We start from the raw sequence: 18,138 nt of genomic DNA on the forward strand, positions 1-18,138 counted from the left end.
GAAAGCGTTGGGCGGCTTGACACCTGCCGCCTACGCGAAACAGTTAAAGTGACCCCGGACTCTAAACCTTCCTGCTACTCAATGCGGGGGGACGTCGTGGTATCGAAAATTTCGTTTGCGATGCTTTTCAGCGAGCGGGCCGCTATCTCGTTGGAATGCTTAATTGCCTCCTCATAACTAGTGTCGTCAGGATCGGCGCGTTGCCTGTAGCGACGTTTCAGAACGTCCTCTGGTGCGGTGAGATGGATGTGATGAACTTTTGGGCCGAAATACTCCCGGAAGTGCATGACTTGGCGTGGCTTACGCACAGCATCGAGAAGCCAATTATCGATCTCAGGGGCCCGCTCGATAGCGGGGACAGCTACGTCTCTTACTATCCAAATGAAATCAGTTTCCTCGTCGAGCCTATCGCCGAGGTTTTGTAGCTGGTGCCTTTCTTCCCCAGGTAATATTTTTTCGCCATAGGTCTTGAGGTAGCCACTGCTACTGATTCGCTGAAATTCGTAGCGCTCGCCAAGTGCTTTGGCCACAGACGACTTTCCAGCGCCTATCGCGCCGCTTAAAAGCAGTATCTTCTCCATCGTCTCTCCCCCCCGAGAGCAAGCTGTGTAGGCAAAGCCGCAATCTTTTGCATCGCCTGACTGAGTGAATAGCCACTTGATAACAAAAAAGCATCAGGCAACGCTGATAAGAATTGTAGGTCTTTTCCTACACGGCGAAACTAATGCCTATTTAGTACGCTCGTAAGCGGCGTTGGCTGGTGTTCTCAGGGCGGTCAATAAGGCCTGTAAAGCCGGTCGCCCAAGTAATACAGGCCCAGCAGGGTTCCAAGCAACATTTGCCAGAACATCAACAATAGTAGAAACACAAAGCCAATTTTGATGCAGTACGCAACTGGCGCAATAAAATTTTCGAGGATTGGTACGCCCACAAGCGAAGCAAACATGCACGCGACCATAACTGCCAAACTTTCAAAACAAAGAAAGGCAAAAAGATGGGTTAGAAACCTGCGTCTAGTAAGTTCAATTTCATTCCTCTGCCCACCTATTCGATGCACTATCGTCGGCGTGGGAGCCGGCATAAGTTCATCAATGCCTGGCCGGTTGAACGTAGCAATGGCGGCGAGAGCCGCGATATAGAAGCCCGGAAGCACGGACGAAACTATCAGTAGCTTCGAAAGCAGCCCGTCTTGGCCAGCTATCACGCCAATCGGTCCGTATCGAAGAACTAAATACGCAGATAGGAACGCGAAGATTGCCGGATAGCCCCAATCTGCCCAGCGCTTCGCCTCGTGACGTATCTGAAGATACGTCAACGGAGAAACGAGCACCTGGAGCATTTCGGCCATCATCAGCTAGACGACCAATTTTTTCTTGCTGAGCGGCTTAGCACCGCCAGTTGCGATCTTCCTGACCTCAGCCATGATCGGCCCGTAAATCGTATCAAAGGCGTTCGGAAGTCTGCCTCCAAGTCCTTTAATGCGGCTCTTTTTAACGTACTTAAGGTCATTAACGAGCTGATAGTTTTTGGAGTAAAAGGTGACGTTTTTTCTGACGTTGCCGTCCGTCTTGAACACGACGCGCGACTTCTCGTAGTTATGCTTCACCGTAGTACTCAGAACGCCGTCAATGAATTTCTTCGCTTTGGGAACGTGCTTTAGCGTGCTTGGCTTGAGTAGCACACCACGATAATCCTCAACGGCATAGCCATTGGCATCCCATACATCTGCCGCTTTCGATTCAGTGATGAGCTCCAGTTCTGCAATCTCGCCGCCGTTCAAGTCCCTAATGAATTCGGCCGATGGGTGACCTCGCAGTTCCAGACTTGGGCGCAAGCCGATTCGCTTGGGGGTGCCGTCAGCGTGATGCGCGCCTGAAGGATCCAATACGGTGAAGTGCTTTGGATATAGCTTGCAGAACTCGCGAATCAACTTGTTTACGAATCTGACGATGGCTGTTGAACTCAATCCGGTTGCCCCTTCCAAGTAGAAGGGACACGGCTTGTCTCGCGTCTGATCTTGGTAGTACCAGACAATGTGCGAGGAATGCTCCAAGCCTTCGTCGCCGACCTTTGGGACAACGCGTCGCTTCTTCGCTGGACGATCATTGAACGTTGGGTCGGCCGCATTTGGGTCAGCGAAACCGATTAGCATCTCACAGCGATCCGAATAGAGATCGATCTCAGTGATGTAAATCGCCTGACGCGTGCTCTGCTTGGTCACTTCAGCCCGATCATTTTTGAAGAGATGCGCCAGCGCTCGGGCAAGCTCGTAGTGCGAAAAGGGGGGCAAGCCCTTCTTGTACTTCTTGTGCCAAACATGCGGCACTGCGTCGTAATAGAAGATGTCCCGCTCGTCCTTGTACATACATGGCCCCCCAGACCCAGCATTGTAGTGATCAGGATCGCATAGGCTGGGACTGCAGTCACCTCGACCACTCCAAATCAGAGTCACCATTTCACCATTGTGGCCAATAGGTACGTACTCTGCTCTTCCCCGGTCGTGCCGAAAAGCAAGCGGCAGTCTTGCGGCCGACGGCCAGCGGTTGTGCCCTATGCGGGGCTGAGCTCGCCCGGCGCACTGGGCGGGTCAGAGTGAGATAGCTCGGATTTGACGGACACCCTTGAGCGGCACAGTTATGGGCCATTGCAGGTCGCATCCGCTTTTGGAGCTAGCGCTTTGTTGCTGACCTATCCGTCAAGCGTTCTCGGCAAGCTCATGCTGATCGACGTTACGGAGTTCTGGACTGCGTGTGGCCAAGTAGAGCCCGACGAGGCCTACCACTGTGGTGTCCATGATGCTCACTGCCTGGGCCAGTTCTGCATCGCTGCAGCTGAAGTTGCCGCACCAGTAGGCCCGGCAAAGGGGGCTATCCATGTCGATATGCTCGTCCATGACCGCCACGTTGCCGCACCCTAATCGTCACGGATATCAGTGGCTGGATCGGTACCCTGTAGGCGCATGCAACCGGTGGGGTCGGGCATTGCTGCGCTTGGCCAAAATGGGTTGGGAGCGGACCGACTTCCCCCGCTCCCCGTATTCGGATACTTGGCAGTTTCCAATCAGCGCTTACTCTTGCTTCGTCCTTTGAAATTAGCAATCAACTGCGCAAGTTCGTCATCTTCCGCGTAGAAGTAGGCTACCGGTAGCTTGAGGATGGCTGCGAGGCGCTGCAGGGTCTGCAAATCGGGCTGGTGCACACCCGTTTCATAGCGGTTGACCCGCGTGCTGGCGACGAATTCGTCCAATCCAGCTTCGATACCTAGGGCGCGCTGTGAAATGCCGTAGGCTTCGCGTGCTTCGCGCAGCCGACGGCTATACACAGGGAGTGGTCCCTTCTCAACCACGGTTGCGTGCTTCTTGAACTTCCATGTGTGGAAGCTTCCAGATACGCACGCAGATGCGATACTACGTTAAACGTACTAAGCGCTTGGCGACCTGAGAATTCCAGGCCCGCGTGTGGGCAAGTACGCGCGATGGCAGCCTATCGCGCGGCCGCTGCACCTCTCAAGCACGTCGTTTACGCAGAAATCCAGGGCGAGGATGGCAAGGGTTCGTCCCCTTCCGGGGACCTACCTTCCCTTCATCTTTCGGTTGATCTCTTCTTTCAGCTTGACCGGCTTATCGCTGCGCGAAGCTTCCGCGATCAGTCGCGCTTCTTCATCGTCCTCGATGTAGAAATATTTCAAGGGCAACGCCAAAGCCTTGGCGAACAGCTTCTGCAAACCAAGTTTCACTTCGTGCTTGCCCGTCTCGTAGCGGCTGACGCGGCTACTCGCGACTGATTGATCAAGTCTCGCCGCTATACCCAGCTCCTCCTGAGAGAAGTTATAGCTATTTCGTGCCTCGCGTAGGCGACGACCGTAGATGGTTGCCGGGCACTTTTCGGTCATAAGCACGTATCAGTTTCGATACGCAGCAGCTTCCCGGCGGGCGCTTGACATTGATACTACGTAAAACGTAGTGTTAACTAAGTTACGTTTATCGTAGCCATGGGCTTTTTGCTGATGATCCGGCGCAAAGGCAGTTCAGTCGGAGTCAGCGAAGAGTGATGACAAAGACGTGGCGGCTTGGCTGGCGGCAGATTTGTATGCGCTGAAAAGCGTGATCCGAGTCTGTGGTCTAGAAGCGACCGGCGAGGCGTCATTCAGGGGAAAGCAAAGGACGCAGCATGAAGACACGTACGCTACGCAACGCCATTTCCATCGCTCTGCTCGTGGCCACCGCAGGCACCTGCGAGTGGGCCATGGCCCAGGACACCACGAAGGACGCGACAGAGCAGGGCAGGGCACCGCTGACTGCGGCGCCGGCCAAAGCGCAACCGAAAAAATCTACCGACAAGTCCGCGCCGCCAACGGCCACCGATCTTCAGACCGTGACCGTCACCGGCACCCGCATCCGCGGCGGCACCACACCATCGCCCGTCATCACCATCGGCAGCGAGCAGATCCAGCAGGAAGGCTTCGCCGACCTCGGCGAAGTCATCCGCAGCGTGCCGCAGAATTTCTCCGGTGGGCAGAATCCGGGGGTGACCGGCGTGACCGTCGGCGGCAACAACTTCGATCTCACCGGTGGTTCCGCCCTGAACCTTCGTGGTCTGGGAGCCGATGCGTCGCTGACACTACTCAACGGGCGCCGTCTGGCCTACGACGGGTCTTCCCAGGCCGTGGACATCAGCGCCATCCCGGTGGACGCCGTCGAGCGCCTGGAAATCGTGCCGGACGGTGCATCGGCGATCTATGGCTCGGACGCGGTGGGCGGCGTGGCCAATGTGATCCTCAAGCGGGATTACGAAGGCGTGACGCTGGGGGCGCGTTACGGCGGCGCGACCGATGGAGGGCTGGCAACCCGGGAGTACACCGCGACCGCCGGCACCACCTGGGCCAGTGGCGGACTGATCGCGACCTTCAAGAATACCGATGTCGACCCGCTCTACACGAGCCAGCGCAGCTACACGAAGTATCTGCTCGACCCCTACACGATCTACAACCGCAGCGACTCGCGCAGTGGCCTGGTCAGCGCCCATCAGTCGATCGGCGACGTGGTCGAGCTGGGGCTTGACGCGTTCAGAACCACGCGTGACATGACGCAGTATTTCGGTCTGACCCCGGGCTCCTACTACCGCTACACCCCGGAGGCGTCGATTACCCTGGTGGCGCCAAGCGTTGCGTTCTCCCTTCGCGATGGCTGGACCATCACCTTGAGCGGGGCATACGGCAAGGACGACAACAGTTACGTGAGCCGCCTCGTATCGGCGGGAGGCAGCACGCCCGATATCCAGGAGTACGACAATAACGAAAGCCGCTCGTGGGAGATCGGCGCCGAAGGTCCGCTGTTCCCGGTGGGGGAAGGGGACGCGCGATTGGCTACGGGCGCCGGGGCGCGGAAGTACGAATTCCACCAGGTGCCGACCGCGCCCCAGAGTCCCTTCGGCGGCGACGAAAATGTTCGGTTTGCCTACGCCGAGCTGGATGTTCCGTTCGTTTCGCCTGCTTCGCATATCGCAGGCGTCCATCGTCTGGAATTCAGCGCGGCGATCCGTGGCGAGGATCACGACAGCTTTGGTCGGGTGACCACGCCAAAATTCGGGGTGGTCTACGACCCCACTGCCGATTTCACCCTCAAGACCTCGTGGGGGAAGTCGTTCAAGGCACCGACGCTGGCGCAGCTTTACGGGAACAAGTACGCCTATCTATGGAGCGCCTCCGTGGTGGGTGCGACCGGAAGCCCGGCCGATGCCACCGCACTGATGTCCTATGGCGGCAACGCGGATTTGCGCGCCGAGCGCGCAAGGACCTGGACGGCCTCGCTGGAGCTGCATCCGGAAGCCCTGCCGGGACTCGACGCCGAGCTGACCTGGTTCGACATCGACTACACCGACCGGGTGGTTGTACCGATCAGCTACTACCAGCAGGCCCTGAGCGACCCAGCCTACGCGGAGTTCGTCGACTACTCGCCGACCAGCGAACAGATTGACCAGCTTCTCGCGGTCTACAACAACTTCTACAACTATTCCGGCATGGCCTATGACCCGAGCAAGGTGGTGGCGATCTTCCACGACCAGTATGTGAACGTGGCACGGCAGCGGATCAAGGGGCTCGATCTGTCCGGTTCGTATCGCTTCGACCTTGGCGGTGGGCAGCTGGCGGTTCGAGGATCGGCAAGCTGGCTCGACAGCGCGCAGACGACCAGTACCGGGCAGCCCGAACAGACACTCGCCGGCACCGTCTTCAATCCGGCACGGCTCAATGGCCGCTTCGGCGCCATTTGGACCTCGGGAGGATTCAGCGCGTCGGGCCTCGTCAACTACACCGGCGGCGTAACCAACCGACTAGGGACGGTGACGGAGAAGGGCGCGTCGTTCACTACGCTGGATACCACGATCAACTACGACTTCGGTGAGCGCGCAGATGCTTTCTCGGGACTGACGTTGGCGTTGTCGGTGCAGAACCTGCTGAATCGTGCGCCTCCGCTCTATACCTCGGCGTTTGCGAACTACATACCGTACGACGCCACCAACTACACGGCGATGGGTCGCTTCGTCAGCGTCTCGATATCCAAACACTGGTAGGAACGAAATCATGAAACCTGTTTTTCGGTCCGCCCAGTGGGCGGTCATGAGGGCTTGTGCGCGCGTGAATTTCTCTATCGGGATGCATTCGGCGCACTGGATATCCGCATTCGTCTTTCTGGGGTTGGGTGTGTTCACCGTTGGGGTCGCGTCCGCGCAAACGGTTTCTCCGCGACGCCTCCTGGAGGTGACCGACCTGGGCAACCCGGTGATCTCGCCTGATGGACGGTATGTCGCATTCCGGAGCGAGCGGGCGTCGGTTGAGCGCAATACGTACGACACAACGTGGTACGTATTGTCCCTGGATGGAAAGTCGCGGCCGCTCCGTGTCGCGGACGGAGGTGTTCCGTTACGGGAGTACGACAGCGGAAACGTGTTGCCGTCACCGGCCGTCTGGTCGCCGGATGGGCGTTGGATCTTCTATCGCGCCCTCATCGACGGTCGTGTGTCTGTCTGGCATGCGGCGGCAGATGGATCGGGCGCGCGGGAGTTGACGTCGGATCCAGCGGATGTCCGCGATTTCGCATTGAGTGACGAAGGCCGAACGCTGAAATACAGCGTCGGCGCGACACGCGAAGAGGTGCTGTCCGCGGAAAAGTCCGAGTATGACCATGGCATCCGCATCGACGATACGACGGATATCGCTGCTGGCCTGTTCCGGTCGAGCAAGCTCAACGGGCGGCCGACCACGCAGAAGTTCCTGGGTGAATGGTTTGCGGCTGGGCCATTGCTGGCGAAGGTGCCGGACCGGTGGAGGAGCGTCGATCTGACAACGATGACGATACGGGATCTGTCGACATCGACGTTTCCGGCGCGCTTGCTGACGGCAGCCGACCTATCGCCCGAGCTGCCAGCGATTCCGCTCAAGATAAACCAGTCTAGGGGCGATGGACGCATTGCCGTGCTGCTCCCGGGGCATAAGGACAAAGGCTTGGCAGCAAGCACGTATGTCGAGCTGGCCATGCTGCCGAACGAGCACGCTTCGCGGCCGATCCGATGCATGGCGAAGCTATGCAGCCACATGAATATCACGGATATCCAATGGCGTGCAGGGAGCGATGAGGTCGTGTACACCGCGATCGATTATCGCAATGGCCGTACGCAGTCGATCTACGGATGGAATGTCGTAACGGGTAGGGTTCGGCCGATCGTGGTCTCCGACGGATTGGTGAGCGGAAGCCAGTACTACTGGGATCCCTGTGCACTGTCCGCCGATACGCTGGTGTGTGTAGCAGCTGAAGCCGACCGACCGCCGCGCCTTGAGGCGATCGACGCGAGGACTGGACATCGGCGGATACTGTTCGAGCCGAACAAGAAGCTGGAGGAAGACATCGCGGCCACGGCGCCTGCGAAGCCGATTCACTGGAAGGACGCGCAAGGAAGGGATTTCATCGGCCAGTTGTTCGAGGCACGCGGAGCGACCGCTGGCCATCCGCCACCATTGTTCGTGACGTTCTATAACTGCTATGGCTTTTTGCGTGGCGGGGTAGGCGACGAATGGCCGCTCGCCACTCTGGCCGAGGATGGCATTTCGGCGATGTGCGTCGATGCCATCCCTGAACTTCGCCCAGATTTCGTAGCCAACTACGACCAGGGACGGGCGGCTGTAGAGAGCGTTGTAAAACTGCTGGCCGCTGAAGGTCGCATCGATCGGACCCGAGTGGGCATGGGGGGCCTCAGTTATGGCAGTGAGACCACGCTGTGGACGCTGGCGCATTCCAGCGTGGTGAGCGCTGCGTCCGTCAGCGGCGTTTCGGTAGCACCGACTTATTACCTCTTCAACAGCTTGAGGGAGGCCTTCCGTTCCAATCTTCGGAAAGTGTGGTGGCTAGGTGCGCCGGACGAAACCCCTGAACGTTGGAAGAAGCTTTCGCCTGCGTATCAGCTTGACAGGATCAAGGCACCGATTCTGTTTCAAATGCCCGAACAGGAGTACCGGGAGACGCTGGACTATGCGTTGCCGCTGGCGCGTCGGCATCAGGCGGATATCTACGTTTTCCCGGACGAAACACACATCAAAGTCCTGCCGCGACACAAGCTGGCGGTATACGAACGCAACGTCGACTGGTTCCGCTTCTGGCTGCAAGGTTTCGAGGACCCGCGCTCGGACAAGGCAGAGCAATACCGCGTTTGGCGTGGAATGAGAAAGAAGTCCGCGCAACCTCTACAGGGGACAGGGACTCACGATGGATCGTGACCTTGTTGACGTACCCAGTTTTCGGCCGCACACAGGTCGAAGACACGAAGAAACGACAGGTCTTGGGGGCTGAGGTCTCTGGCGAAGAAATTCAGCAATGCTGGGCGATCGACCAGACCGTTTGCGATCAACTGTCCGTCTGCGAGGAACTCGCGGATCTTCAACTTATTTCGTATGTAGGCGGCGGCCATGTAGCCCGTATACGAACCCTTGCTACGTCGTTCGAGGATGTCCCGTGGCAGCTGGTCAGCGAAGGCCTGGCGGGCGACTGCACGGTTTTGACCATCGGCGATCCACATCCAGGAGGGAACCCTGAGGCATGCTTCCATGACGGGCTGGGACAGCAGTGGAAAGTGCGTGGAGTGTTCCACCCCTCGAGGGCTGGCATCCCTGAACAGCTGGGTTCCGATCAGGTCGTGAATTCTCTCGCGATCACCGGGCAGAGCCCGTAGCGGGGCGTCCATCCAGGGATGATGCTCCGGCACCGTTGCCACGTGGGCTGGATGGAGTAGCGTGCGGTCCTCTTTCCAGGAATCGCGTGGGCGACGCAGCATTTTCTTCAGCGTCAATCGGCCGGCCTTGTAGACCGTGCATCGGTGGAGAGCCGCAAGGTCTCCGATAGCAGCGATGCCCGCCGTGAAACCGCGTTCCTTGAATGCGTCGGCGGCGGGAGCTGCGGTCTTGAGGTAGCAGAAGACCGTGTCGCCGCCGTCACCCGAGAAGAAGTTTGTAGCACCATGCCGGATGCGTGCCGCCTCCCAAGCTTCATTGGTGGCGTTCTGCAGGATTCCGATGGCTGGAACGACGGATGAGCGGGGTACCGGAAATTCGAGGCGAACATCGTCGAACCCGACCTCCGCTTGGCAGAGCTCCTGTCCCAGTGCTTCAGTGACCAATCGAGCGTACGGTCGCTCATCGGTGCCGGCCACAGGCATGACCAACGTGCAAAACGTGGTGCGCAGCGAAGCGCTTCGCAGGCAGGCGGCTACGATGGAGGAATCCAGGCCGCCGGATAGCTCGACCACAAGTCTTCCACTCTCCGAGGAGAGTGCCTTGACCGTGGTGGATACCGCGGTCCGGACATGCTCGGCCGCTATGCGCGGATCCTCGTGACGGAAGTCACTTTCCACAAAACGCCACGGCGACCAAGCGCAACGAACCGAAACATCTTTGCCGCCACAAGTCAGCATGCTGCCAGGAAGCAGTTCCTTGACGGACTTCAGTGCTGTTCGCGCTGTCTTTAGGTAGGGGAAGCTCAGGCCGTGCGCGATGGCCTGCCAGTTCACCTCTCTGCGATAAAGTTCCAGATCGACCGCGAGGCCAATGTCAGAGGTGACAAAGCCTTCGCCCTCGGTTAGCGAATAGACACATGGCACAGCACCTGAGGGCTCGCGCAGCAAGGTGATCGCCGAGCCGCCGTCGCGGTCGGCAAAGACGGCGAGATAGTCGCCCCAAATGTTCTGTAGCAGGTGATTGGCAAGTTCGCTCGCCGATCCACCGATATCCAGGCGTTGCAGAATGGGCTGGCCGTCCTGGGTGAAGATCTGACCGATGATCACGCCATGTCCGGGTATGGCAAGAGTGGGGACGCCAAGGGAAACGAAGACCCTCGTCGAGGCCGATTCCATCTTGCAGATCAATCCTGCAGCGTGCAGGCGCCTGTCCAGTTGGAGCGCATGGCCGGCGTTTCTGTTCAATCTTCCGCCGATCAAGATGACATAGCAGCATTTCATCAGACCATCCTGATGGGGGTATACGCATTGGTGTCGGAGAGTGTCTCGTTCAGGACGATGGCGCCGGCTTGTACCCAGCAGTGCGCCGCGAAAGGCTCTGGCATCACGCCGAAGACGATGTTCGCCGACAGTCCCCGCCGTGAAAGAAACCAAAGCAGGGACAGGGAATCCAGGAGGCAGACCGGTTCGATGGGCGCGTAGCGGCGGGCACGGGCAAATTGGCGACTCGCATGGAGCAGACCCGCCTCGACAGGAGCTTGCGTATCGGTCTCGCGTGGCGTTGCGTTTCTGTCGCGGTACGCGATGGCTTCGTCGAGAGTTGCTTTCAATGCATGAACTTTCAGCCGGCGGCGGGTCGCCCAGACGATCGCCACGACTTCAATGGCAATGGCTGCGCCCAGCCTGCGCTGCGCGATCGGAGAGGCTTGTTCGATTGCGCTGCAGGAGGGGCGCTGGATGCGCGCTGTTGTGGCGCGCGCTTCCACGTCCGTTGTCTTGACCAGTATCCGTGCGGTTTCGAGGTGCCCCAGCAGATTGGGGGCGACGCCTTCATGAGCCAAGAAGCGCCGCGTGGCCTCCTCAAGACGATCGCTCAGCCTAAAGTAGCGATCCTGCGCTATGTCGAGAAAAATCATGTGACCGTCGACATCGCAACACGAAAGGTTCTGACTGAGGTGATAGGGCATCGTCGGCTCCTCAGATGGGGCGCGCACCATGGTGCGCGCCCCTGAGTTGTCAATCCTCGGAAATGCCGGGAACGATCGGGAAGCCATGCCCGTTCCCTTCGGTGGCGCCAGGGCCGCTTCCCTTGGTCTCGACACTGGCGACGCCAAGGACGATGACGTCGTCCGATGTGTCATTGCGAATGTTCTCGTTCGTCTTCATCTCGATCTCCTACCTTCGCGTCATGGCAGATCCATGACCCCGTTAGCGTAGGAGCCGGAAATTTTGATTTTCAAATGATTGTTTCGCTGTTATCCGAAAATTATTTCGGAACGCGATGGCCTTCGCCTGAGTCGCCTCAGGCTTCCGGCGCTGCTACGCCTGGCCGAGCTAGTGGGGGCGGTCTCCGCGCTCGCTCAGCAAGGCCACGATGCACGGGACGAGCTGTTTGCGGCGCTCGTGATACTCGTGCAGTGCAGACTTTAGAACCGGAATGTCGCGCGCTTGCCAATGTCGATTCAACTGCGCAAGTTCGTCGAAGCAGTGCTCTAGCAATCCTTGCGCGGCCCGGCGTATCGGCGCCAGACGGTCGTTCGCCTGCTTCACGGCGTGGTGCAGGGTTCCGCGGGCTGTCGCCAAGGCGATCGCGTCGAACAGCTGCCAGGTCAGCGTGACCAGATCGTCGTCGGCAGAGGTGAGCACCAACGGCTCCGTCTTTCGGGCTGCCGGCGTTGCGCCGATATCGCATGCGATCAGCAACAGCCGTTCCATCCAGTCATAGAGGTCGCGCAGGGCAACCTCGGTGAGCAAAGGCACATGCAGCCCGTCGCGGGCATTATCGACGAGCAGGGTTTCGCCGACCAGGCGATACAAGGCGAATCGAACCGGCGTGGGACTGGTGTGGAATTCCGCAGCAAGTGTGGCCGGATCGATCCGTTGTCCCGGTGCATAGCGTCCCGATCGCAGGGCGCGTTTGAAGTGTCGGTACACGAGTGCACTCTTGGAGTGGATAGCATCCATAGCTGGACTCCATGTCTGCATATCCCCAAACGGGATCGTGCAAGCTTCGGCCTCAGAAAAGCACGGCTTTTTTGGTCCGTCTGCTGATTGCTTTCGAGTCGCCTCTCCCGACTCATCTCTTGATCGCACGCCTATACGGCGCAGTGTGTGTGCTGCGTCACATAATTAGTCGTCCGACCCGTGAGCGATGCATTGCCCCGCAACGCAGTGGACCGGCGATTTCAAGCAAAGAATCGCAATCCGACGAGCAATTTCCCCCAGACCTCTTCATTTGCCTGATCCCCTTCGAGTGAGGATGACCTTCAAGTCGTTAGCAGCTTAGAAGCTGCAAAGTCGATGGAAGGCTAGTTGGCATGTGAGGTCATGAAACGGGTTCCGAGTTCAGGGGGCGTCCTTGTCACAAATGAGCTTTTAGACGACGTCGGTTAGCTCATGGATACCTGACTTTCTCGCCCAAATTGGTCGGTTGACTTTCACCTCGGACGGAGCGTAATTTCTTGCTGTGATCGCTTCGTGCAATGCGAACGCGAATAGGGAAAGAAGAGGGGACGGGGATGAAAGGAATGCGTTGCAGCCTCATGTTGTTGATTGGTTTAGCACTTTTTCATTTTGCCCCGCAGGCCCGGGCAATCCAGCAGGTGAATGTCTGCGCGGATGGTTCGGTCCATTCTGGATGGGTTGGGCCGGGTGTTTGGGACGGAAATATGTCCGTTTCGGCAGGCTGTTACAACACGTTTGCCGACTGGGACAACGGTGGCGGTAGCGGCGGCCCCGGACATGTGTTTGATGGCGGCGGAGGCGGTGCCACGGTTCCAAATCACGGCGATTTGTCACTGACGCAGCGTGACGCCAATGCCGGCACGAACACAGGCTGTGATCCGACAGCTCCAAAGGTTGCGGCTGGCAATCCCGTCATCTTCTCCACTGGAAACAAAATCGAGCCGGAAATCGATTTTGTCAGCGGCGGCGAAATGCCCCTTTCGCTGAAGCGGACCTACAACTATTACTGGAACGGTATCGGGATATTCGGTCGGCGTTGGTTGAGCGACTACGATTACAAGCTTCTCTTTACCACGGAAGATCCCACGTCACCTTGCTACACCCGCCCTGGCAACAGTCGCTGCGATCCCCTCAACAAGCCGATATGGGCGCAGCGCCCGGATGGGCGCAAGATCAAGTTCAATTATTCAGTCACCCCGACACCGGGCTGGTATGAAGACAAGGCTTCGCCCATAGCAAAGATCATCCAGACCGGATCCACCTATACGTTGTATAGCGAGAGCCACACGGTCGAAGTCTACGACTACGACGGATTTCCCTCGAACCTCGCGAACGAGCAGGGTATCGGTTGGGCCTTCACTTACGACATTAATCACTACCTGACTCGCGTGACGCATAGCTCAGGACGCCATGTGGATTTTGGCTGGGTCAATGGTTTGTTAGCCAATGTCACGGATCCGGCCGGCAATATCTATCGCTACACCTACGCCACCATTGCCGTCGGAAACACGCTGGTGACGCCATCGCCATCCGGAAACCCGGCATCGTTGACGAAACAGTCGAGCAGTCAACAAGCGCTGCTGCTCATGCCGACGCTGGACGACCCGCCGCCCACTCCATACGACCCACCCATACAGACGATGGTTGCCTTGCTGAAGACCACCACGCAGCCGGGTTCGACTCCTACGACGCTCACCTATCATTACGAGGACAGCCGTTTCGCCACCGCATTGACCGGCAAGACGATCAATGGCACACGCTACAGCTGGTTTACCTACGATGCGAATGCCCGAGCGATCGAGACCAAACATGCAAATGGCGTGGAGCGATACCAGTTTTACTATATGGTCGGTAGCTACAACACGATTACTGGCGCCACGGTCACAAATCCACTCGGAAAAGTCACGACTTACACATTTGATGACGCAGGCCACGAACTTTCCGTAACGGGGCAGGCCTCGGCGCATTGCTCGGCCACCTACAAGGAACGCAATTACGACAGCAACGGATATCCGGCCAGCACCGCAGACTTTCGGGGGACGATCACCTCCTATGCCTACAATTCCAAGGGCCAACTAACGCAGAGCGTCGAAGACGTATTCGGCAGTGCGCCACGCACGACAACCCATGCCTGGGATGCCAACAATAGGCAAACGCGCGTCACGATAGCCGGCTACAGCCAGCGGGATACGACGTACACCGCGAACGGTCGCATCGCTTCGCAGACGGTTACTACCTTGGGAGGCAATGGCGGCAGCGGCCGCACGCTGACGACGACCTACGTTTATACGACAGGCAGCAACGGCCTAGTGTCCCAACTGGTAGTGACAGCGGCAGGGAGTGCCACAACCTACCACTACGATGCCAGTGGAAACCTCACGTCCGTGGTCAACGCGTTGGGTCATGCCGTGAACTACAGCAACTACAACGGCCTGGGCTTGCCGGGCACGGTAACGGATGCGAATGGTGCGGTGACCCGGTACACCTACGATGCTCGGGGCCGTATCGCGAGCACTACTCAGGTGATCAATGGCATCGATCGGACCACCACCGTGGTCTATAACGCCTTGAGTCAACCCACCGACATCTGGACGCCGGACGGCAGGCACATCGTCAATACCTATGACGCTGCGTATCGGCTGACCGGAAGTGCGGAACTGGAAAGTTCCACGCCGAACAGCGAGTTTCCGTCGAAACTGGATACTTCGACACGGCAGACCCTCTACACCTATGACGCCAACAGCGACGTCACCAGCGTCAAGCAACAACGCGTGAAGGTTTCGTGGCAGTCATCCTCCCCGGGGCCATGCGACGAATTTCTGCTGCAATCCCAGTCGATCGCAGGCGGAGCGGTGCCCATGGCGCCTCCGCCATGTACGCCGATTCGTACCACCACAACCAGCGTGGCATCGACGCGCTTCATCGACTACGACGAACTCGGTCGTCCCATTGCCGTGCGCGGCAACAACGGACAGAACGTCCGCACCAGTTACGACGACAATGGCAACGTGGCTAGCGTCACCGATTCGGCCAACAAGGTCACCCAATACCAGTACGACAACTTCAATCGCGTCACGCGCGTCACCGATCCGACGGGCGGCATCACCAAGATGAGCTATGACCTTGGCGACCAGCTGACCACGGTGGTGGACCCGAGGAACCTGATTACCCGCTATTACCTCGACGCCTTCGGCCTGCTCTGGCGCCAGGACAGTGCCGATACCGGCGTCACCCTGTGGGGCTACGACAGCTACGGTCGCAAGACCACCATGAAGCGGAACGACAACTCTTCCACGAATTACGGTTTCGACGTCATCGGCAGGACGACCACGATCACGGCTGGGGGCCAGACTCAAACGCTCACCTACGACACCTGCACCAACGGCAAGGGCCAGTTGTGCAGCGCAGCCGATGCCGCCAGCACCGAACAATTCACTTACAACGCGCAAGGCCAATTGCTGACCCAACGGATGATCACCCAAGGGCGCAACGACCTGACCAGCTACGGCTACGACGGCTACGGCAGGTTGGGTAGTGTTACCTATCCCAGCGGCACCATCGCACACTACACCTACAACCTGGGCCAGGTCAGTTCGGTGAACGTGACCACGGGCGGAACGTCGCTCGACGTTATGAAGTACGCCACTTACGATGCAGCGGGCGCCATCACCAGTTGGCAGTACGGCAATGGAGCTTGGCGCACGCAGGGCTATGACACGGATGGCCGACTGAAAACGCTGAGCACCATGCTCGGCACCGCGAAGCAGCAAAGCTACACCTACACGTGGGATGCCGCCGATCGCATCACGGGTATCGCCAACGGTGTCGACTCGGGGCAGTCCAGCATCCTTGCGTACGACGCCATGGGCCGGCTGACCAGTCAGACCATTCAGTCGATGTCGGGCGCCCCCATTGGCATGACGTACGACGCCAACGGCAACCGCACCTCGCTGACCTGGCTGGGCACCGACCCATTGACGATCTCGCCGACCAGCAACCGCCTTACCGGATCAAGCGCAGTCCAGTATGGCCATGACGCCAACGGCAACCGCTCCAGTTGGGTACAGGACGGGACCACGGCCACCTACAGCTACGACCCCTTCAATCGTCTGGCCTCGACCACGCGAAACATCGCCTGGTCGGACTGGGTCAATACCTATCCGGCCGGCACCACCACGTACAAGGTCAACCCCCTGGGCCAACGCGTCTACAAGAACGGCCCGACTGGCCAGGTATGGTTCAACTACAACCCGTCCGGGCAGCTGATGGCGGAATACCAGACTGGCAAGGGCTGGACCGACTACGTGTACTTCAACGGCCAGCCGGTGGCGCTGGTTCGCAACAACTCACGCTACTACATCTACAACGACCATCTGGGACGGCCGGAGATCGTCGCCAACAGCGGTGGCGCCCTGGCTTGGCAGGCGAACAACGGAACCTTCAGCCGCAACGTCACGATGGACGGTTTGGGCGGGATGAACCTGGGGTTCCCGGGTCAGTATTTCGATGCGGAGACGGGGCATTGGTACAACATGTTCCGCAACTATGACGGACGCGAGGGGCGGTATCTGGAGAGTGATCCTATTGGGTTGTGGGGGGGGACTAACACCTACGCCTATGTGGATGGAGATCCTTTGACAAAAGTTGATCCTTTCGGACTGGAGGCCGTTGCCTATCTAGCTAACCATGGCCAAGAATCAGGTAACAAATATTACTGTTTCGACAGAGCTGTCCTTAATTCCGTGCTTAACGTGACGCCTGTAATAGGTCTCGTAAAGGCTTTTTTTGATGACCCGACACTTTTGGATGGTTTAGACGCAACACTAAGCACAACAAGTGGTCTAGCCGAACACGCCGTGGCGAAAGCTGATGCAAGACGTTTGGGCCGTATGGGATCTCTCTCAGCAGCCGGAAGAAATTTGGGAGAACAGCAACAATTGCGCGCCTTTATTAACGCGGACAGATCAATCATTAGCGGCCTTAAGCTTGGCGGGAGGGCGTTAGGTTTTCTTTCCATCGGCATAGAGTCCGCCAACTTGGTTAGCACGTTGCGATCCGATTGCGGGTGTAAGGAATGACCATGACGCTTAATCGCCGAATTAATATCTGTAGTGCATTGTCACTATCTCAAAGTATTATGTTGTTTCTTAGTCTGGACAAATATTTGTCAATATCATTGATATCGATAAGCGCCTGTATCAATGCTTTCATGTGGTTTCGATGGTCGGGCACAAGCCTTGCCCCAAGCGATCTGACTGCGTTGAAGTACGCATTTTTTGTTTCCGCATGCACCTTGCTTGCTTCGGTAATATTCTTTTTTGTGGGGCTGATGCTTATGATGATAGGCCATGTTGACGTTTCTATTTCTGCGGCCAGTCTCGCACTTTGTTTTAGCTATGGTTTGATCGGATATGTTGTATATCGAAATGAATTGGTGAATTACACTAGGAATTTGAATTGATCCGCAAAACAATCAATGGGAACGAACGTAATTAATCGTGGCACGCTCGTTCGTTACAACCAATTAAAGGGGGTGTGGCTAATTAAATTAGTTTGTCGTCTGGCAAGCGAGACACCGGATGGGCTTCGTTTGCGACCTCCCTCTTTTCGAAGCAGCGAATTTAGGGAGCGGTGGAAACTCGAGCTAGGAGCGTACTTTTCGTATCTGACGATCCTGAACGTCGCTGCTACACCGCCAACCACCAGGAAATCGAGGTGAATAGAGTCGCCCCCTTCTTCGGTATCCTGCTTGCAGCCATCGCGCTGAGCGCGGCGGCTGCTTCAGGCGCGGATAGCGCTGCCTCCGACGAGCTTGCGCTGACCATGACGGTTACCCGCCTGGATGCCGGCTTGTTCGATGCCTTCAATCATTGCGACACCCCCGGGGAACTGCAAAAGCACGCGGGCTACCTGGCGAAGGATCTTGAGTTCTATCACGACAAGGGTGGCGTGACCT

13 protein-coding genes and 1 pseudogene are annotated in these 18,138 nt (G+C 57.9%); 4 read left to right on the top strand and 10 right to left on the bottom strand.

The annotated features are described in order from the left end of the window. Nucleotides 1-74 precede the first annotated feature (74 nt). From ASD55_RS18120 to ASD55_RS18125, 6 genes are all read right to left on the bottom strand, one after another. The gene (locus ASD55_RS18120; RefSeq protein WP_082542767.1) at nt 75-581 is read right to left on the bottom strand and encodes an AAA family ATPase; all 507 of its coding nucleotides are present in this window, start codon (nt 579-581) and stop codon (nt 75-77) included. Nucleotides 582-775: 194 nt separating this feature from the next. Next, a complete protein-coding gene (locus tag ASD55_RS12270; protein WP_157598977.1) occupies nt 776-1,339 on the bottom strand; it encodes a hypothetical protein in 564 nt (187 codons plus the stop codon). A gap of 15 nt (nt 1,340-1,354) precedes the next feature. Beyond that, on the bottom strand, nt 1,355-2,365 hold the full coding sequence (locus ASD55_RS12275) for a hypothetical protein (RefSeq protein ID WP_056766506.1): 1,011 nt from the start codon (nt 2,363-2,365) through the stop codon (nt 1,355-1,357). Between the two features lie 330 nt (nt 2,366-2,695). Continuing rightward, on the bottom strand, nt 2,696-2,893 hold the full coding sequence (locus tag ASD55_RS12280) for a DUF3606 domain-containing protein (RefSeq protein ID WP_056766508.1): 198 nt from the start codon (nt 2,891-2,893) through the stop codon (nt 2,696-2,698). A 167-nt stretch (nt 2,894-3,060) separates the two neighbouring features. Continuing rightward, a complete protein-coding gene (locus ASD55_RS12285; RefSeq protein ID WP_027490010.1) occupies nt 3,061-3,345 on the bottom strand; it encodes a helix-turn-helix transcriptional regulator in 285 nt (94 codons plus the stop codon). 225 nt (nt 3,346-3,570) lie between these two features. Further along, nucleotides 3,571-3,891: a helix-turn-helix transcriptional regulator gene (locus ASD55_RS18125; RefSeq protein ID WP_082542768.1), complete on the bottom strand. Its 321-nt coding sequence runs from the start codon at nt 3,889-3,891 to the stop codon at nt 3,571-3,573. A 278-nt stretch (nt 3,892-4,169) separates the two neighbouring features. Between ASD55_RS18125 and ASD55_RS12290 the strand changes: the two genes are divergently transcribed. Both ASD55_RS12290 and ASD55_RS12295 read left to right on the top strand, forming a co-directional pair. Next, nucleotides 4,170-6,569 carry a TonB-dependent receptor gene (locus tag ASD55_RS12290; protein WP_056766510.1) on the top strand — a complete coding sequence of 800 codons (2,400 nt, stop codon included), beginning with the start codon at nt 4,170-4,172 and terminating at the stop codon, nt 6,567-6,569. Between the two features lie 10 nt (nt 6,570-6,579). Continuing rightward, nucleotides 6,580-8,766, top strand: coding sequence for an Atxe2 family lasso peptide isopeptidase (locus ASD55_RS12295; protein WP_056766512.1), 2,187 nt, complete (start codon nt 6,580-6,582; stop codon nt 8,764-8,766). On the opposite strand, the gene ASD55_RS12300 is transcribed toward ASD55_RS12295, so the two are convergent. The 4 genes from ASD55_RS12300 to ASD55_RS12310 form a co-directional block, all read right to left on the bottom strand. After that, nucleotides 8,751-10,499, bottom strand: coding sequence for an asparagine synthase-related protein (locus ASD55_RS12300; protein WP_056766514.1), 1,749 nt, complete (start codon nt 10,497-10,499; stop codon nt 8,751-8,753). The two genes, ASD55_RS12295 and ASD55_RS12300, sit on opposite strands and share 16 nt — an antisense overlap. After that, on the bottom strand, nt 10,499-11,185 hold the full coding sequence (locus ASD55_RS12305) for a lasso peptide biosynthesis B2 protein (RefSeq protein ID WP_056766968.1): 687 nt from the start codon (nt 11,183-11,185) through the stop codon (nt 10,499-10,501). Before ASD55_RS12305 ends, ASD55_RS12300 begins: the two co-directional genes overlap by 1 nt. Before the next feature lie 49 nt (nt 11,186-11,234). After that, a complete protein-coding gene (locus ASD55_RS18465) occupies nt 11,235-11,384 on the bottom strand; it encodes a benenodin family lasso peptide (RefSeq protein WP_157598978.1) in 150 nt (49 codons plus the stop codon). A gap of 168 nt (nt 11,385-11,552) precedes the next feature. Further along, nucleotides 11,553-12,182 carry a GntR family transcriptional regulator gene (locus ASD55_RS12310; protein ID WP_200946185.1) on the bottom strand — a complete coding sequence of 210 codons (630 nt, stop codon included), beginning with the start codon at nt 12,180-12,182 and terminating at the stop codon, nt 11,553-11,555. A 578-nt stretch (nt 12,183-12,760) separates the two neighbouring features. On the opposite strand from ASD55_RS12310, the gene ASD55_RS12315 reads away from it, so the two are divergent. Together ASD55_RS12315 and ASD55_RS12320 are read left to right on the top strand one after the other, a co-directional pair. Then, a complete protein-coding gene (locus ASD55_RS12315) occupies nt 12,761-17,260 on the top strand; it encodes an RHS repeat-associated core domain-containing protein (protein WP_162248790.1) in 4,500 nt (1,499 codons plus the stop codon). Between the two features lie 637 nt (nt 17,261-17,897). Then, a pseudogene (locus tag ASD55_RS12320) lies at nt 17,898-18,138 on the top strand (DUF4440 domain-containing protein); the annotation flags it as partial.

Source organism: Rhodanobacter sp. Root561 (assembly GCF_001427365.1).
In the GTDB taxonomy this organism is placed as follows: domain Bacteria; phylum Pseudomonadota; class Gammaproteobacteria; order Xanthomonadales; family Rhodanobacteraceae; genus Rhodanobacter.